This window comes from Sphingobium sp. RS1, assembly GCF_056156825.1.
In genome coordinates this window covers 2,492,275-2,509,498 of record NZ_JBLZXE010000002.1, presented here as the reverse complement: position 1 = coordinate 2,509,498, position 17,224 = coordinate 2,492,275, and the positions used below count along the sequence as shown (strand labels likewise).

The 17,224-nt window shown below is 65.2% G+C and carries 17 protein-coding genes; 7 read left to right on the top strand and 10 right to left on the bottom strand.

The window, feature by feature from the left end:
• Nucleotides 1-13: 13 nt before the first annotated feature.
• The gene (locus ACNHGR_RS13920; RefSeq protein WP_184268499.1) at nucleotides 14-748 is read right to left on the bottom strand and encodes a YggS family pyridoxal phosphate-dependent enzyme; all 735 of its coding nucleotides are present in this window, start codon (nucleotides 746-748) and stop codon (nucleotides 14-16) included.
• 22 nt (nucleotides 749-770) lie between these two features.
• Here ACNHGR_RS13920 and ACNHGR_RS13915 point away from each other — a divergent pair, with 22 nt between their 5' ends.
• Nucleotides 771-1,316 (top strand): thiamine phosphate synthase, encoded by a 546-nt coding sequence (locus ACNHGR_RS13915; protein ID WP_475286842.1) that lies wholly within the window; start codon nucleotides 771-773, stop codon nucleotides 1,314-1,316.
• Between the two features lie 79 nt (nucleotides 1,317-1,395).
• On the opposite strand, the gene ACNHGR_RS13910 is transcribed toward ACNHGR_RS13915, so the two are convergent.
• The gene (locus tag ACNHGR_RS13910; RefSeq protein ID WP_475286840.1) at nucleotides 1,396-2,073 is read right to left on the bottom strand and encodes an HAD family hydrolase; all 678 of its coding nucleotides are present in this window, start codon (nucleotides 2,071-2,073) and stop codon (nucleotides 1,396-1,398) included.
• A gap of 98 nt (nucleotides 2,074-2,171) precedes the next feature.
• Here ACNHGR_RS13910 and ACNHGR_RS13905 point away from each other — a divergent pair, with 98 nt between their 5' ends.
• The 4 genes from ACNHGR_RS13905 to ACNHGR_RS13890 are packed head-to-tail and all read left to right on the top strand — an operon-like array spanning nucleotide 2,172 to nucleotide 5,760.
• The gene (locus ACNHGR_RS13905) at nucleotides 2,172-3,281 is read left to right on the top strand and encodes an ABC transporter permease (RefSeq protein WP_475286838.1); all 1,110 of its coding nucleotides are present in this window, start codon (nucleotides 2,172-2,174) and stop codon (nucleotides 3,279-3,281) included.
• Nucleotides 3,281-4,168, top strand: a complete 888-nt coding sequence (locus tag ACNHGR_RS13900) for an ABC transporter ATP-binding protein (protein ID WP_184268493.1) — start codon at nucleotides 3,281-3,283, stop codon at nucleotides 4,166-4,168. Before ACNHGR_RS13905 ends, ACNHGR_RS13900 begins: the two co-directional genes overlap by 1 nt.
• A gap of 3 nt (nucleotides 4,169-4,171) precedes the next feature.
• Nucleotides 4,172-5,134 carry an MlaD family protein gene (locus tag ACNHGR_RS13895; RefSeq protein ID WP_184268491.1) on the top strand — a complete coding sequence of 321 codons (963 nt, stop codon included), beginning with the start codon at nucleotides 4,172-4,174 and terminating at the stop codon, nucleotides 5,132-5,134.
• Nucleotides 5,135-5,148: 14 nt separating this feature from the next.
• Complete coding sequence (locus tag ACNHGR_RS13890; protein ID WP_475286835.1) at nucleotides 5,149-5,760, top strand: ABC-type transport auxiliary lipoprotein family protein; 612 nt, start codon at nucleotides 5,149-5,151, stop codon at nucleotides 5,758-5,760.
• Between the two features lie 103 nt (nucleotides 5,761-5,863).
• Here the strand turns inward: ACNHGR_RS13890 and pepN are convergent, their stop codons facing one another.
• The 7 genes from pepN to ACNHGR_RS13855 form a co-directional block, all read right to left on the bottom strand.
• Complete coding sequence (gene pepN, locus ACNHGR_RS13885; protein ID WP_475286833.1) at nucleotides 5,864-8,464, bottom strand: aminopeptidase N; 2,601 nt, start codon at nucleotides 8,462-8,464, stop codon at nucleotides 5,864-5,866.
• Between the two features lie 214 nt (nucleotides 8,465-8,678).
• The gene (locus ACNHGR_RS13880; protein WP_184268485.1) at nucleotides 8,679-9,614 is read right to left on the bottom strand and encodes a ParB/RepB/Spo0J family partition protein; all 936 of its coding nucleotides are present in this window, start codon (nucleotides 9,612-9,614) and stop codon (nucleotides 8,679-8,681) included.
• On the bottom strand, nucleotides 9,611-10,393 hold the full coding sequence (locus ACNHGR_RS13875) for a ParA family protein (RefSeq protein ID WP_184268483.1): 783 nt from the start codon (nucleotides 10,391-10,393) through the stop codon (nucleotides 9,611-9,613). Before ACNHGR_RS13875 ends, ACNHGR_RS13880 begins: the two co-directional genes overlap by 4 nt.
• Nucleotides 10,390-11,034 carry a 16S rRNA (guanine(527)-N(7))-methyltransferase RsmG gene (gene rsmG, locus ACNHGR_RS13870; RefSeq protein ID WP_475286830.1) on the bottom strand — a complete coding sequence of 215 codons (645 nt, stop codon included), beginning with the start codon at nucleotides 11,032-11,034 and terminating at the stop codon, nucleotides 10,390-10,392. The genes ACNHGR_RS13875 and rsmG overlap by 4 nt, the downstream gene beginning before the upstream one ends.
• A complete protein-coding gene (gene mnmG / locus ACNHGR_RS13865; protein ID WP_475286828.1) occupies nucleotides 11,031-12,881 on the bottom strand; it encodes a tRNA uridine-5-carboxymethylaminomethyl(34) synthesis enzyme MnmG in 1,851 nt (616 codons plus the stop codon). The genes rsmG and mnmG overlap by 4 nt, the downstream gene beginning before the upstream one ends.
• A gap of 68 nt (nucleotides 12,882-12,949) precedes the next feature.
• Nucleotides 12,950-14,242, bottom strand: a complete 1,293-nt coding sequence (gene mnmE, locus ACNHGR_RS13860; protein WP_475286826.1) for a tRNA uridine-5-carboxymethylaminomethyl(34) synthesis GTPase MnmE — start codon at nucleotides 14,240-14,242, stop codon at nucleotides 12,950-12,952.
• Nucleotides 14,243-14,247: 5 nt separating this feature from the next.
• Entirely contained in the window at nucleotides 14,248-14,499 is a 252-nt protein-coding gene (locus tag ACNHGR_RS13855; protein WP_184268474.1) for a DUF6489 family protein, read from the bottom strand.
• A gap of 152 nt (nucleotides 14,500-14,651) precedes the next feature.
• On the opposite strand from ACNHGR_RS13855, the gene ACNHGR_RS13850 reads away from it, so the two are divergent.
• The gene (locus tag ACNHGR_RS13850; RefSeq protein ID WP_475288426.1) at nucleotides 14,652-15,347 is read left to right on the top strand and encodes a dienelactone hydrolase family protein; all 696 of its coding nucleotides are present in this window, start codon (nucleotides 14,652-14,654) and stop codon (nucleotides 15,345-15,347) included.
• Nucleotides 15,347-16,315 (top strand): quinone oxidoreductase family protein, encoded by a 969-nt coding sequence (locus ACNHGR_RS13845; RefSeq protein ID WP_475286824.1) that lies wholly within the window; start codon nucleotides 15,347-15,349, stop codon nucleotides 16,313-16,315. The genes ACNHGR_RS13850 and ACNHGR_RS13845 overlap by 1 nt, the downstream gene beginning before the upstream one ends.
• A 70-nt stretch (nucleotides 16,316-16,385) precedes the next feature.
• Here ACNHGR_RS13845 and ACNHGR_RS13840 read toward each other — a convergent pair whose 3' ends face one another.
• Nucleotides 16,386-17,108, bottom strand: coding sequence for a YjbE family putative metal transport protein (locus tag ACNHGR_RS13840; RefSeq protein ID WP_184268472.1), 723 nt, complete (start codon nucleotides 17,106-17,108; stop codon nucleotides 16,386-16,388).
• Nucleotides 17,109-17,224: the final 116 nt, after the last annotated feature.

The following is a 17,224-nucleotide window of genomic DNA, read 5'->3' as shown; positions in this document are numbered from 1 at the left end:
ATGGCAATCCGTCCTAGTGCGACGAATTGCGGACCATGCCTCTCCCGCTCGTCGGTACGGGGCGAGCGGGAGATGGCCTTTCTCCAAACAGGGCGGTGCCGACGCGGATGTCGGTCGCGCCCAGCATGATGGCGGTTTCATAATCGCCCGACATGCCCATCGACAGGCGCGGGAGGCCTTCTTCCCGCGCCATTTTTGCGAGCAGGGCGAAGAAGGGCGCGGCCTCGATATCGGCCGGGGGCACGCACATCAGGCCCAGGATCGGAATGTCGGCATCGCGCGCGGCGGCGATCAGGGCTGGCGTGTCGGCGATGGCACAGCCGCCCTTCTGCTCCTCCGCGCCGATATTGACCTGAATGAAGCAGGGGACGCGCTTGCCGGCCGCGTCCATTGCCCTGGCGAGCGCAGCCAGCAGCGACGGACGATCGAGGCTGTGGATCACATCGAACAGTGCCACGGCATCGGCCGCCTTGTTGGATTGCAACTGGCCGACCAGATGCAGCGCCACGCCGGTAAACTCCTCGCGCAGCGCCGGCCATTTTTCCTGCGCTTCCTGCACCCGATTTTCGCCGAAGACGCGCTGCCCGGCATGAAGCAGCGGGCGAATGGCGTCAGCATCATGGGTCTTCGACACGGCGATCAGGTTGATGGCGTCGCCGCTGCGGTCGGTCAGGCGGGCGGCGCGGTCGATCTGTTCGCGCATGGTGGCCAGGCGTTCCGCGGCTTCGATGAGGCTGTCTGTGGTCATGCGGGCTGCTATAGGCAGGGCCATGCAGCGCCGCCACCGCAAAAAGCCGCCAACCCTCTGGCTGATGACCGACGAGCGGGTCGATGATGCGGCATTGCTGGCGGCGGCGACCCGCCTGCCAAGAGGGCGAGCCGGCATCGTGTTTCGCCATTATCGCACGGCGCCGGTGGCGCGGCGCGCGCTGTTCGAGGCGCTGCGGGCGATCGCACGGCGGCGGCGCTTGCTGCTGCTGCTGGCGGGCGATGCGCGGCTGGCGGCGGCGTGGCGGGCGGATGGCGTGCATGACGATGGGCGACGGATGGCGTGGCCGCTCTTGTGGAGCAGAGCCGTGCATGATCGTCAGCAAGCCGTCGCTGCAAGAGGGGCCGACCTCTGCTTCGTCTCCCCCCTCTTCGCGACCCGCTCGCATCCGGGCGCAGGTGCGCTGGGGCGGGTGCGCTTCGCGGCGCTGGCGCGGCAGGTGGAAGCGCCGGTCATGGCATTGGGCGGTGTGACGGGTGAGGATCGGCGCATGCTGCGCAGCCTGGGCGCGGCCGGTTGGGCGGCGATCGACGGGCTGATCTGCTAAACTGAGCTCGTTCGGTTCGAGCCTGTCGAGAACTTGGTCCATGGTTCTCGACAGGCTCGAACAGAACGGACGTGGGAGGTCAGTTCCAGTCTACCCGCGTCCATCCCCGCGCGGTCGCCATTTTCGCCAGTGGCTTGTGCGGGTTGCTGGCGAAGGGGATGTCGGCAAATTCCAGCATCGGCGCGTCCGACACATGGTCGGAATAGGCGCGGATATGGGCCTGGCTGCGGTCGATCGCCTCGGCCGCCATCCAGGCCTTGATCATGCGCAGCTTGCCGGTGTCGTAGCAATTTTCGCCGGCGATCTTCGCGCGGACATAGCGCAGGTCCTGGCTCAGATGGTCGGTGGCGATCACCGCGTCGAAGCCCAGCCGCCGCGCGATCGGCTCGACATAGAGGCGGTAGGAGGCGGTGGCGAGCACCAGCCGATAGCCGTCCGCCCGGTCCTTCGCGATCTGCGTGACCGCGTCGGCGCGCAGATTGGTCGCGACCACCTTGTCGGCGTAGCTTTCGATATGCGGCATCAATTTTTCGCGCTCGACATTATAGCCGATCATCAGCGCCTGATTGAGTTCCTTGAGCCGCTGGCGGCTGATGAGTTTCAGCACATAGGCCAGCATAGCCAAGATGACGCAGGGGAAAAGCACCAGCCGCCATGGCGCCATGTGCCGCGCGACATGGATCAGGAAGCCGGTATAGGTGCCGCTGAACGTCACCGTGCGGTCCATGTCGTAAATGGCCAGCCTGTATGTTGTCATGCCGTTTCCGAAACTTTTCTGTCCGCCCTTCGTTCTGGCTTGCGGATGGGCCGTTTCGGCTTGCCGTGCAACCGATAATGGACCAGTAATCCCATCGCATGAACAAAGCCGCCGATCTTGCAGAGGAAAATCGCGACGGCAGCACGGTGATCCAGCTTTCGGGATCGCTTGCCATCGCTTGCCTGGGTGACCTGCCCGACCGGCTGGATGCCGTGCAGGGGCCGGTATCCGCCATCGACCTGTCCGGGGTCGATCATATGGACACGATCGGCGCCTGGACCATCCATCGCGCCGTCAAACGCCTGAACTGCCAGATCAGCGGGGCCAGCGAGGACGCCGGTCGGCTGATCCATGCCGTTGGCGAACTGGACGAGCCGGTGCCGATCCGGCCCGACCATGTCCACCCGATGCGCCGTGTCGTCGGCCAGATTGGCGAGGCGGTCTGCGCGTCGGGTACGACGCTGATGGGCCTGCTCGGTTTCTTTGGCGCGACCCTGGTCGCGACATGGAGCGTCATTCGCCATCCCCATCGCTTCCGCCTCAATGCCGTGGTGCAGCGGTTCGAGGTGGTCGGCGTGTCGGCGCTGGGCATTATCGGCCTGATGAGTTTCCTGATTGGCATCGTCATCGCGCAGCAGGGGTCGGTGCAGTTGCGCCAGTTCGGCATGGAGATGCTGACGATCAATCTGGTCGGTCGCCTCACCTTTCGCGAACTGGGCGTGCTGATGACCGCGATCATGGTCGCGGGCCGATCCGGCTCCGCCTTCGCCGCGCAATTGGGCACGATGAAGCTGACCGAGGAGGTCGATGCCATGCGCACCATCGGCGTGTCGCCGATGGAGGCGCTGGTGTTGCCGCGCACGCTGGCGGTCGTGGTGATGATGCCGCTGTTGGGCTTCTATTCCTCGGTCGTGGCGGTCGTCGGCGGCGGCTTCCTCTGCGCGGTCGCGCTGGAAATCCCGCCCATCACCTTCATCCAGCGGCTGCGCGAAGTGGTGCCGATCACCGACCTGTGGGTGGGCCTTATCAAGGCGCCGGTCTTCGGCATCATCATCGCCCTGTCGGGCTGTTTCCAGGGTATGCAGGTCAAGGGCAATGCCGAGGAAGTCGGCCTGCGCACCACGGCCGCCGTGGTGCAGGCGATCTTCCTGGTCATCGTCATCGACGCCTTCTTCGCGGTCTTCTTCACCTGGGTGGGCTGGAACTGATGAGCGAGGAAGAGATCATCCGGGCCGAGGAACGGCGCGTCGACGAAGCCGTCGAAAGCAGCGACATCGCCATTTCGGTGCGCGGGCTGCGCAACAGTTTCGGCGATCAGGTCATCCATGACGGGCTCGACCTCGACGTGCGCAAGGGCGAGATATTGGGCGTGGTCGGCGGGTCCGGTACCGGCAAGTCGGTACTGATGCGCACGATCATCGGCCTGCAGACCCCCGATGAAGGCGAGATTCAGGTCTTCGGCGAATCCATGGTCGGCCGGTCGGATGACGAGGCGCTGGCGATCCGCAAGCGGTGGGGCGTGCTGTTCCAGGGCGGCGCGCTCTTCTCGACCCTGACGGTGGCCGAAAATGTCGAGGTGCCGATCCGGGAATATTATCCCAATATCGGGCCGCAGCTGCGTGATGAGATCGCCGCCTACAAGATCCGCATGACCGGGCTGCCGACCGAGGCCGGCCCCAAATATCCGTCCGAACTGTCGGGCGGCATGAAGAAGCGCGCCGGTCTGGCCCGGGCGCTGGCGCTGGACCCGGACCTGCTGTTTCTGGACGAGCCGACCGCGGGCCTCGACCCGATCGGTGCGGCGGCGTTCGACGACCAGACCCGCAAGTTGCAGCAGACGCTGGGGCTCACCGTCTTCCTCATCACCCATGATCTCGATACGCTTTATTCCATCTGTGACCGGGTGGCGGTGCTGGCGGACCGGAAGGTGACGGCAGTGGGGACGATCGACGAGTTGCTGGCGACCGATCACCCCTGGATTCAGGAATATTTCAACGGTCCGCGCGGCCGGGCCGCCACGGCGGCGGTATCGCGCGAAAAGGACCGGGACCAGATAAAGCAGGCGGCAGACGGTCCGCCGGACGGAAGGCGATAGGATATGGAAACCCGCTCCAATCATGTGCTGGTGGGCGCAGTCACGCTATTGCTGCTGGCCGCGATCATGGCCGCTGCCTTCTGGTTCTCGCGCCTGTCGGACGGCGAGAACAAGGAATATGACATCTTCTTCAAACAGTCGGTCAACGGGCTGGCGAAGGGATCGAGCGTCAATTATTCGGGCGTCCCGTCCGGCAAGGTCGAGAAGATCGAGCTATGGGAGCGTGATCCCAGCTTCGTGAAGGTTCGTATTTCGGTGAAGGACGGTACGCCGGTGTTGCAGGGCACGACCGCGACCATTGCCGGCGTGGGCTTTACCGGGGTCAGCGAGATCGTGCTGGACGGCGCGGTCAAGGGCGCCCCGCCGATCGCCTGCCCGGCTGACAATGTGCTGGCCGCCTGCCCCGATGGCGTGCCGGTGATCCCGACCAAGCCGGGTGCGCTGGGCGAACTGCTCAACAATGCGCCGCAGCTGCTGGAGCGCCTGTCGACCCTTACCGAGCGGCTGACCGAGTTGCTGAACGACAAGAATCAGCAGTCGATCGCCGGCATCCTGGCCAATGTCGAACGCGTTTCGGGCGCCCTGGCCGATCGCAGCCCCGAAATCGCTGCTACACTGGCCGAGGCGCGGATTGCGGTGCAGCGTACTGGTGTCGCCGTCGAGCAGATCGGCAAGCTGGCCGCGACCACCGACACGATGCTGAACGAGGAAGGCCGGCCGCTGATGGGCGATCTGCGCAAGAGCGTGCAGGCGGCCACCCGCAGCATCGAGACGCTCGACAAGACCATCGGTGAGGCGCAGCCGGGCGTGAAGGCGTTCAGCACCCAGACCATGCCGGAGGTCAACCAGCTGGTGCATGACCTGCGCGAAATGTCGCGCTCCTTCCGCGGCGTTGCGGAAAAGCTGGACCAGCAGGGCGCCGGATCGCTGGTCGGATCGCCCAAGCTGCCCGATTACAAGAATTGAGAGAGGTGCGGACGATGTTCCATGTGAAACATAAGGGTGCGCTGGCCGCACTGACAGCCGGCCTGCTGTTGTCGGGTTGCGTCTCCTTTGGTGCCAAGCCGCCGGCGCAACTGCTCACGCTGGATGCCGCGCAGAAGGTGCCGGCGGGCGCCGGGCGCGTGGCCGGTGGTGGGCGGACGCTGATCGTGTCCGACCCGGACGCGCCCAAAATGCTGGATACGGTCCGTATCCCGGTGCAGATGGGGCCGACATCGGTGGCCTATGTGACCGATGTGCAATGGGCGGATACCCCGCGCCACCTGTTCCGTCGCCTGCTGGCGGAAACCATTTCCGCGACCACCGATCGGGTGGTGCTGGATGCCGGGCAGTTTTCCGGTGATGGCGGGCAGCGGCTGAGCGGCGAACTGGTTGCCTTCACGGTGGACGAGGCAAGCCATAGTGCGATCGTCACTTATGATGCGGTGCTGACCACCCCCAATGGCGTGGCGCTGGCCCGTCAGCGCTTCACCGCCAGCGCGCCGGTGGGCGGCAAGATCGGGGCGACCACGGTTGGCGCTCCACTCAATGCCGCAGCGAACAAGGTAGCGGCGGACGTTGCTACCTGGGCCGCTGCGGTCAAGGATTGAGCTAATCATTTTCCGTTCGGGCTGAGCCTGTCGCCCCCCTCTTCTGTCATCGACGGAAAAAGGGAGGCCCTTCGACAGGCTCAGGGCGAACGGCTGTCTGTCATCATTCCAGGCTCTTGCCCGCCTGCTCCATCACATCCTTGGACAGGCCGGGCTGGGCGAGGATGCGTTGCAGTTCCGCGCGCATCAGGGCGGCGCGGCCTTCCTCGAAGCGTTTCCAGCGGCCAAGCGGCGGCACCAGCCGCGCGGCTGTCTGTGGATTGAGTTTGTCCAGCGCGATGATGCAGTCGGCCAGCAGGCGATAGCCCTTGCCCGACACATGGTGGAACGCCCATTGGTTTGCCGCAAAGGCGCCGAACAGCGACCGCACCCGGTTGGGATTGGCCAGGGTGAAATCCTTGTGCTCGCCCAGCTGCGCGACCAGTTCCACCGTGTCGGGATGGAAGGCGAAGGCCTGAGTCTGGAACCATTTGTCCAGCGTCAGGGCGTCGTCGCGATAGCGATTATAGAAGATGTCGAGCGCGGCTTCCCGTTCCGCGCTGGTGCCGTTGGCGAGAGTGCCGAGCGCGGCCTGCCGTTCGGTCATGTTGTCGGCGCTGTCGAACTGGGCGAAGGCGATGGCGGGTCCGTCGCTCGCCCCGGACGCCGCGAGATAATGGAGGGCGACATTGCGCAGCTTGCGCGCGCCCTTGGCCGATGGCGACAGGGCAAAGGCATTGGCCTTCGTCCTGGCGTGGATATCGCGCCAGAGCGGTTCCAGCTCCGCGCCGATCTTCTGTTGCAGGGCATCGCGCGCAGCATGGATCGCATCGGGATCGACGACGCGCATCTGATCGCCCAGATAGGCTTCGCTCGGCAGGCGGATGGCCTCGGCGATAAAGGCGGGGTCGAGCGCGGCATCGGTGATGGTGTTGCGGACGGCCTCGATGACCGGCCCGTCGTCCACCCCCTGCCCGGCGATGCGGCCGACCAGCACATTGACCATCAATTGCTGCATCGCCTCATAGCGAGCGAAGGGATCGTCATCATGCGCCGACAGGAAGGCGAGATCGGCCTGGCTGCGGTTGGTTTCCACGATCACCGGGGCAGAGAAGCCGCGGTTGATCGACAGGATCGGCGCGCTGGGGAAGCCGGTAAAGGTGAAGCTCTGCTTCGCCTGCGTCAGCATCAGCAGTTCGTCGCCGCCATGCATACCCGTAATGGGGTCGAACAGCGCGGTGCGCAGCGGGATCGCCATGACCCGCTTGTCGCTCTGGCCCGGTGTCGGCGGGATGCTCTGCTCCAGCGTCAGTTCGACGCTCTGGCTGATCGGATCATGGCTGAGGAGCGCGCGGACATGGGGCGTGCCGGCCTGTTCATACCAGCGGCGGAACTGGCCGAGGTCGATTGCCCCGCCCTCCTCCATCGCCAGTACGAAATCCTCGCAGGTGGCGGCTTGCCCGTCATGGCGGTCGAAATAGAGGTCGGTGCCGGCGCGGAACCGCTCCGGTCCCATCATCAGCGCCATCATGCGGATCAGTTCGGCACCCTTATTATATATGGTGGCCGTGTAGAAGTTGCTGATTTCCATATAGGATTCGGGGCGCACCGGATGAGCGAGCGGGCCTGAATCCTCCTGGAACTGACCAGCACGCAGGATACGGACATCCTCGATCCGCTTGACCGCATGGCTGCCCATGTCGGCCGAGAAATTCTGGTCGCGGAAGACGGTGAAGCCTTCCTTCAGGCTGAGCTGAAACCAGTCGCGGCAGGTGACACGGTTGCCCGACCAGTTGTGGAAATATTCATGCGCGACCACGCCCTCCACGCCATCATAGTCGATGTCGGTCGCGGTTTCGGGATCGGCCAATATGTAGCGCGAATTGAAGATGTTGAGGCCCTTATTCTCCATCGCGCCGAAGTTGAAATCGGCCACGGCGACGATGTTGAATACGTCCAGATCATATTCGCGGCCGTAGATGCGCTCGTCCCAGGCCATGCTGTTCTTGAGCGCCTGCATCGCATGGTCGGTGCGCGGCAGGTCGGCGTCCTTGACCCAGATGCCGAGCGCCACCTCGCGCTCGCTCATCGTCACGAAGCTGTCGGCGTTGCAGGACAGGTCGCCGGCGACCAGCGCGAAGAGATAGCAGGGCTTGGGGAAAGGATCGTTCCAGCGCGCCCAGTGGCGGCCATCGGCCAGTTCGCCCTGCTCGATCGGGTCGCCATTGGCGAGCAGTACCGGGAAGCGCGCCTTGTCCGCCTCCATGTGAACGCTGTAGCGGGACAGTATATCGGGCCGGTCGGGGAAGAAGGTGATGCGGCGGAAACCCTCCGCTTCGCACTGGGTGCAGAGCAGGCCGCCGCTGGCATAGAGGCCCATCAGCTTGCTATTGCCCTCCGGCGCCAGCTCTACCAGCGTTTCGACCTTGTGGGCGGCGTCAGGCAGCGGGACGATGAGCGCACCGGCCTCCAGATGCCATTCCTCCTGCGTCAGCTGGCGCCCGTCGACGCAGACCGCGAGCGGCACGATGCCGTCGCCGTCCAACCGCAGCGGCCGATCATGATCGCCATTGCGCGTGACCGACAGGGCCGTGCGAACGATCGTACGAGCGGGATCGAGATCGAAGTCGAGCGCGATGTCGGGGACCAGCCAGTCGGGCGGACGATAGTCCTGACGGCGGATGACGGTGGGCGCTGCGGCGGTGGTGGAAAGCATGTCGGCCATGCCCCCAAGCTAGGGAGCAAGGGGGCAAAAGACCAGTGGTAGTTATGGCCAGCGGGTTCCTAAAAACCCGCCTGCATTCGATCATGTCAGGTCGGATCACCGTCTCCGTTCGTTTCGAGCGTAGTCGAGAAACGCGGGAGAAGCGGCGTTCACCGAAGCCAAAGGCCGGCACGTTGCTAGCCGCTTCTCGCCCAGGCTCGACGCAAACGGATCTTTAGATACGCTCGCCCGACAGGCGCTGGCACAGCATGTCCAACTGGTCGAGGTTGGAATAACGCAGCGACAGATGGCCGCCGGCCGATCCGCCTTCATGCGCGATGTCCACCTTCAGGCCCAATATATCGGCCAGATGCTGTTCCAGTGCTGCGATGTCCGGGTCCTTGTCCCCCACGACGCCGGTGCTGCCGCTGCGCTTCGCCGCCGGGGCATCCGCGCCGGTCTTGACGCGGCGGACCATCTGTTCGGTGTCTCGGACCGACAGGCCCTTTTCCTCGACCTGGCGGGCCAGCTTCTCGCAATCGGGCAGGCCGATCAGGGCGCGGGCATGGCCCATGCTGATCCGGCTTTCCATCACCTGCTGCTGCACCGTCTTGGGGAGTTCCAGCAGGCGCATCAGATTGGCGACATGGCTGCGCGACTTGCCGACGATCCGCCCCAGCGCTTCCTGGCTATGATGAAATTCTGCGATCAGCTTGCGATAGGCTTCTGCCTCTTCGATCGGGTTCAAATCCTCGCGCTGGATATTCTCGATCAGCGCGATTTCGAGCGTTTCCTGCTCGTCAAAGTCACGGACGATCGCAGGGATACGGTGCAGTTGCGCGCGCTGCGACGCGCGCCAGCGGCGTTCGCCGGCGATGATCTGGAACCCGCCACCATGGGGACGGACGATGATCGGCTGGATCACGCCGCGCTTGGCGATGCTGTCGGCCAGTTCCTGCAACGCGCCTTCATCGAAATGGCGACGCGGCTGTTCGGGGTGCGGCTGGATCAGCGCAACCTCTATGCTTTGCACGGCCTTGCCATTGGCGGGCGGATTAGTGGGGGCAACCGGTTCTTCGCGTGTCGCATCGCCCAGCAGGGCGGAAAGGCCACGGCCGAGGCCATGGGGACGCTTGGCAATCTTGGGCTTGTCGGTCGTTTCGTCGCTCAAGCGGCAACCTCCTGTCGGGGCAGGCGCGCGATCAGTTCACGCGCCAGACGCATATAGGCTTCCGATCCCGAACAGCGGAAGTCATAGATAAGGGCGGGCACGCCATGGCTGGGTGCTTCGGACAGGCGCACATTGCGCGGAATGACGGTAGAGAAGACGAGGTCGCCGAGGCAGGCGCGCACGTCGTCCGCCACCTGGTCGGTCAGGCGGTTTCGGCGATCATACATGGTGAGCGCCACGCCCATGATCGACAGGCCGGGGTTGAAACGGCCGCGGATGCGCTCGACCGTTTGGAGCAATTGGGACAACCCCTCCAAGGCGAAAAATTCGCATTGCAGCGGGACGAGCAGCGACTGCGCGGCGACCATGGCATTGATCGTCAGCAGGCCGAGCGAGGGCGGGCAGTCGATCAGGCAGATGTCCCAGCGACCCGGCTGCGCCTCATCCAGTACGCGGGCGAGCCGATGGGTGCGCTCTTCATATTCGATCAGTTCGATCTCCGCGCCGGACAAGTCCTGGGTTGCAGGGACGAGGTCGAGCTTTGGCACGCGGGTGGTGACGATCGTGTCATCCAGCGCGCAATTGCCGACCAGCAGGTCATAGCTGGACTGGGCGCGTTCGGCCTGCCCGATGCCCAGACCTGTCGATGCATTGCCCTGTGGATCGAGATCGACCAGCAGCACCCGAAGCCCGGTGGCGGCCAGACCCGTCGCGAGGTTGATCGCGGTCGTGGTCTTGCCCACCCCACCCTTCTGGTTGGCGATGGCGATACGGATCATGGGCGACCTTTCTTCTTGCCAGCGGGTGTCAGGCCCCGAGCAATGATGAGGGCGCTATCGGCGTCCGTTACGCTCGGTTCCACGTGAAACACACCTTGCCATGCCGGACGCGCCGCCTCCAGTTCATTTTGCGCATTTCGTCCTTTTGGCAGCACCCAGACGGTCTTTTTATCGGACAGGTGCAGCGCGGAGGCGAGCAGCTTGGGCAAAGGCGCATAAGCGCGGGCACTGATGACGGCGGCCTTGGTCGCGGGCACGCTTTCCACCCGACCGCCAAAGACACGGGCGTTGCCGAGGCCGAGATCGGCGATGACGTCGTTGAGGAAGTCGATCCGCTTGCGGCGGGATTCGACCATCATCAACGGTCGGTCCACCAGACAGGCGATGACGATACCGGGCAGGCCAGCGCCCGAACCCAGGTCGATCCAGTCGCGCCCATCATCGTCACCAGCATGGTTCAGCAGTTGGGCCGAGTCCACGATATGCCGCGCCCAGATATGGGCCTTGGTCGATTCCGCGATCAGATTCTGCTCGTCGGCTGCCGCCAGCAGAATCGCCACATAGCGCTCCAGCAGATTCCATGTTTCACGTGAAACATCGAATTGCGCCTGCAACCAGCCTCGCGCTTCGTCTTCGGTCACGCGGCCACCCGGCGGACATGGACGAGGATCGCGGCAAGGGCAGCGGGCGTGATGCCACGGATGCGGCCGGCGGCGGCCAGCGTGTCCGGACGGGCGGCGTCGAGGCGTTCGATCATTTCGGTGGAAAGACCCCCAATGGTCTGAAAATTAAAATCGGCAGGAATGGCGACCCGCTCGTTGCGGCGCAGTTCAGCGATCTCCGCGTCCTGCCTCTGGAGATAAGGCGCATAATGCGCGTCCTCCAATATTTCATCGCGCAGGTCGGCGGGCGCGTCCTGCAGAGCCGGCGCGAGCGCGCAGATCAAGGTGCGATCGACTTCTGGGAAGCGCGCCCATTCGAACAGACTCCGGCGTGCGCCATCCTGTCGCACGGCGGCACCGGCACGCGCCATTTCGCTGGCGGTCATGGCCTTGGCCAGTTCAGCTTCGATCAGGCTGCGCAGGGCCTGTCGCTCTGCCAGTCGCGCGGCGCGACCCGTGCCGATGACGCCATGCGCCAAGCCAATCGGGCCGAGCCGCGTTTCGGCATTGTCGGCGCGCAGGCGCAGGCGATATTCGGCGCGGGCGGTGAGCATGCGATAGGGTTCGGTCACACCCTGAAGGACGAGGTCGTCGATCATCACGCCGATATAGGAGCTGGCCCGGTCGAGGATCAGCGGCGCTTCGCAGCGAGCGCTGGCGGCGGCGTTGATGCCGGCGATCAGGCCCTGTGCGGCCGCTTCCTCATAACCGGTGGTGCCGTTGATCTGGCCAGCGCAGAACAGGCCGGGCAGTTGCCGCACCTCCAGCGTGGAATCAAGCGCGCGCGGATCGACATGGTCATATTCGACGGCATAGCCGGGCACGGCAATTTCGACCTGCGCCAGTCCGGGCATGGAGCGCACCATGGCGATCTGTACATCAGTGGGCAGCGATGTGCTGATGCCGTTGGGATAGACGAGCGGATCGTCCAGCCCTTCGGGCTCCAGAAAAATCTGATGCCCGTCGCGATCGCCGAAGCGCAGCACCTTATCCTCGATCGACGGGCAATATCGCGGCCCCCTTCCCTCGATCGCCCCACTGAACAAGGGCGAGCGGCCAAGCCCGTCGCGGATGATCGCATGGGTCGCGTCATTGGTCCGGGTGATGGCGCAATCGAGCTGCGGCAGGATGCGCCCGTCGGAGAGCGGGGACATGGTCCATAGCTCGCCATCGGACGGCTGGGTTTCAAGCGCCGCCCAGTCGATCGTGCGGCCATCAAGGCGCGGGGGCGTGCCGGTCTTGAGCCGGGCGATCGGCAGGCCGAGGTCACGCAACTGGATACCCAGCGCGCTGGCGGCGCGTTCACCGATGCGACCGCCCGTCTCGCGCTCGTCGCCGCGGAAGAGCTTGCCGCCGAGGAAGGTGCCGGTCGCCAGCACAACGGCCGGCGCTTGCAGCGTGCGGCCATCGGCCAACCCGATGCCGGCCACCCTGCCCTGCTCGACCAGCAGATGATCCGCTTCGCCCTCGACAATCGCCAACCCGACCTGCGCATCGAGCATCTGGTGGATGGCGGCGCGATAGCGCTTGCGATCGGCCTGCACGCGCGGCCCCTGCACGGCGGCGCCCTTGCTGCTGTTGAGCATGCGATAATGGATCGCGGCAGCATCGGCGGCGCGGGCGATCAGGCCGTCCAGCGCATCGACCTCGCGCACCAGATGGCCCTTGCCCAGCCCGCCGATGGCGGGGTTGCAGGACATGGCGCCGACCGTATCGCGCGCGAAGGTGAGCAGTGCGACCGCCGCGCCCTTGCGCGCCGCCGCTGCAGCGGCCTCACAGCCGGCATGGCCGCCACCGACCACGATCACATCATAGCTTGTTCGCATGCGCCGCCCTTATCAGATTAGGGGCGGCAGGTTAAGGGGGCAGGGTCACGTTCCACGTGGAACAATGTCTATTTGCCGATGCAGAAGCCCGAGAAGAGACGGTCCAGCATATCCTCCGTGCTGGCCTGCCCGGTCAGCGCGTCGATGCTGTTGCGCGCGAGACGCAAATCCTCGGCAATGATGAGCAGGTCATGGGTCGCGCCGGCGGCGTGAAGATGTGCGATCAACTGTCCAACTCGCTGTCTCTGCCGCGCATGCAGGGCATAGTCGCCCTCCCCCGGCAGCAGCGTTGCAGCGCGCGTGCGCAGCAGTGCGACCAGCGCTTCCACGCCTTCCCCGGTGCGCGCGGACAGGGCGAGGCCGGAGCGCTGCGTTTCGACGCGGTCGCTCTGGGCCGCGATCAGAATGGCATCGTGACGCGGCAGATCGGCGGGATCGCCTAGCCACAAGATGATGTCGGCCGCATCGAGCGCAGCGCGGGCGCGATCAATGCCGATTGCCTCAATCGCGTCGCCCGTCTCCTCCCGCAGCCCGGCCGTATCGGTGAAGAGGAAGGCAGTGCCACCGATCGCGGCGGGCACTTCGATCCGGTCGCGGGTGGTGCCGGCGATATCGGACACGATCGCCGCCTCGCGCCCGACCAGCGCGTTGAGCAGGGTGGACTTGCCGGCATTGGGCGGCCCGGCCAGCACGACGCGGACACCATCGCGCAGCCGCTCCGCCGATGGTGCTGTCAGGATGGTGGCGACGTCGTCGGCCAGTTCAGCAATCCCCTCACCGATCCGCTGCTCGATCGCGGCATCGGGCACATCATCCTCATCGGAGAAATCGAGCGCGGCTTCGGCCATGGCAGAAAGGTCGAGCAGGCTGCGGCGCCAGCCGTCGATCCGGCGGGAGAAATGTCCTTCCGCCATCAACAACGCGGCCCGACGCTGCCCCTGCGTTTCGGCGGCGAGCAGGTCGGACAGGCCCTCCACCGCGTTCAGGTCCATGCGGCCATGGGCGAAGGCGCGGCGGGTGAACTCGCCCGCTTCGGCGCGGCGCAGGCCGGACATGGCACCCAGGGCATCCTCGACGGCGGCGACGACGGCGCGGCCGCCATGGCAATGGAGTTCGGCCATATCCTCGCCCGTAACCGTGGCGGGGCCGGGGAGCCAGAGCAGCAGCGCGCGATCGAGCGGGGCGTCGTCGCGCGGATCTTTCAGCAGGGCAAGGCTGGCGGTGCGCGGCGCAGGCAGGCGGCGCGCCAGCGCCTGCAAGGCGGCGCCGGCCTGCGAACCGCTTATTCGGATGACCGCAATCCCCGCCGGCGGCGCGCCGCTCGACAGGGCGAAGATGGTGTCGCCGTCGCGCGCAGACATGGGGCTTATTTCTTGTCGCTGCTACCCGACATGCCTGCCAGGCCCATATTCATCATCTGCTGGAACAGGCGCATGCCCGCGTCGCCCATCGGGGAGAAGCTCTTGAACAGGGTTTCCATCTGCTCGGCACTGCCGATGCCGTCAAAGCCATCCAGCATCGTCCTGATATATTTGTCATGAATCGGCGTCACATCGGGCAGGCCCAGAAAGGCGCGCGCTTCAGCCGGGGTGCAGTCCACATCGACGGTTACCTTCATGTCCCTGCCCTTCCCTGTTGGCATGATGATCGCACTCGCGCCGTCATGCCGCAAATGGCCGCAACAAGGCAAATTTTTAAACGCGACAGGCGGTTGCGCCCGGCCTTGGAACGGCCAATATGCGGCGCATCTTCAACGAAAAGGATAGTGGCATGGGCGATTTCACCCCGATCAGCACATTGGCCGGCGACGGTTCGTTCGACGCCTATGTGGCGCAGCCAGAAGGCGAGGCGAAGGCGGCGATCATCGTCATCCAGGAAATTTTCGGCGTGAACGAAGGCATTCGTCGCAAATGCGATAGCTGGGCCAAGGCCGGCTATGTCGCCTATGCGCCCGACCTGTTCTGGCGGCTGGAATCGCGCGTCGATCTCGATCCGGATGTGTCGGAGGAATTTCAGACCGCGCTTGGCCTGATGCAGAAGTTCAACCAGGATCAGGGCATTCGCGATATCGAAGCGACCATCAAGGCGGCGCGTGCCGCCGGCGCGGAGAAGGTCGGCCTTGTCGGCTATTGCCTGGGCGGGCGGCTGGCCTTCATGGCGGCTTGCCGCACCGATGGCGATGCCTTTGTCGGCTATTATGGGGTCGGTATCGACGGGCTGTTGGGCGAGCAGCATGCGATCGGCAAGCCGGTGCTGCTGCATGTGCCGACCGCCGACCATTTCGTCCTGCCCGACGCGCAGAAGGCAATGCATGAAGGGCTGGCCGACAATCGCCATGTCACGCTGTTCGACTATGACGGGCTGGACCATGGCTTTGCCGCCGAGATGGGCAATCGCCGTGACGAGGCCGGGGCGGAACTGGCGGACAAGCGCACCGCCGATTTCTTTGCCGAAGCGCTCGCCTGATGAGCGGCGCATGGCGGATGGTCGCCCGCAGCCATGGCGGGCCCGAAGTGATCGCGCGCGAGGATTTCGATCCGGGCGAACCGGGTGAAGGCGAAGTGCTGATCGCGCAGGACGCGGTCGGACTCAACTTCATCGATACCTATTATCGCACCGGTCTTTACCCCGCCCCCCTGCCCACGGCGCTCGGCTCCGAAGGCGCGGGTGTGATCGTCGCCGTCGGACCGGGCGTCTCCGGTCTGGCGGTGGGCGACAAGGTGGGCTGCGCCAGCGGGCTTGGCGCTTATGCCACTCATCGGATCGTGCCGGCCGATCGGGTGGTGCGCATCCCCGATGGCGTGTCGACGCAGGATGCCGCCGCGATGATGCTCAAGGGCATGACCGCCTGCTATCTGGCCGAAGACAGCATCGCCCTCGCACCGGGACAGGTCGCGCTTGTCCATGCGGCGGCCGGTGGTGTCGGATCAGTGCTGGTGCCCTGGCTGCGCGACAAGGGCGTGGTCGTGATCGCCCATTGCGGTTCGGCGGAAAAGGCGGCCACGGTGGTCGCAGACCATAGCCTGCATGGGCCGTTCGACGGTCTGGCCGCGCACGTTCGCGATCTGACCGGCGGCAAGGGCGTCGATGTGGTCTATGATGGCGTCGGCAAGGATAGCTGGGGGGCGTCGCTCGCCAGCCTCAAGCGGCGCGGGCTGATGGTCAGCTATGGCAATGCGTCGGGCGCCGTCCCGCCGGTCAGCCTGCTCGATCTCAGCCGGGGCGGATCGCTCTATGTCACCCGACCGACCCTGTTTGACTATATCGCGACGGCACAGGAACTGTCCCATACGGCCGATCGCCTGTTCGACCGGATGCAGCGCGGCGTGGTGGAGGCGGTGATCGGCCAGCGCTTTGCCCTGGCCGACGCGGCCGAGGCCCATAAGGCGCTGGAGGCGCGCCGGACGACCGGATCGACGGTGCTCCTGCCCTGAAGAGCCCATCCGGACACAAAAAAGGGGGCGGAACCATCAGGTTCCGCCCCCTTTTTGCGCCCTGAGGCGATCAGCTGAACAGCGTCAATATGCCGACCTGATGATCGACAAAGCCGTCATAGATCATCTTGACCGCGACATAGAGGATGACGGCGAGGCCCAGATAGGCGATCCAGCGGAACCGTTCGATATAATGGGCGATGACATTGGCGGCGATGCCCATCAGCGCGACCGACAGGACCAGCCCGATCATCAGGATGCCAGGATGGTCGCGGGCGGCGCCGGCCACCGCCAGCACATTGTCCAGGCTCATCGATACGTCGGCGACGGCGACGGCCCAGGCGGCGGCGGCGAAGCTCTTTGCGGGGCGCAGGCCCGACACGTCATCGTCGCTCGGATCGTCGGGCGTGTCGGCGCCGCGCGGCGGATGCAGTTCGCGCCACATCTTCCAGCTGACCCATAGCAGCAACAGGCCGCCGGCCAGGATCAGGCCGACAATCTGCATCAGCTGGCTGACGACCAGCGCAAAGGCGATGCGCAGCACCAGCGCGGCGAGGATGCCGATCAGGATCACCTTCTTGCGCTGGTCGGTCGGCAGGCCCGCCGCCAGCGCGCCGACGACGATGGCATTGTCGCCCGCCAGCAGCACGTCGATCATCAGCACCTGGACAAAGGCCGACAGCGCGGAAGGCGATGTTATATTACTGAAATCATTGATGATATGCTGCCAGATATCGGCGGGTGAGCCGAGTCCCTGGGCAGTTGAAGCGGCGGTGGCGAGAAGGTCGAACATGGCGGCCTGCTAACGTCCCTGTCTGAAAGGCTAAGAAGAAAGCCGGACCATATACATGGCCCGGCTCTGACGGCAAAATATCCGATGGGCTGGGGGCAATCGGTGCGACCGCCCCA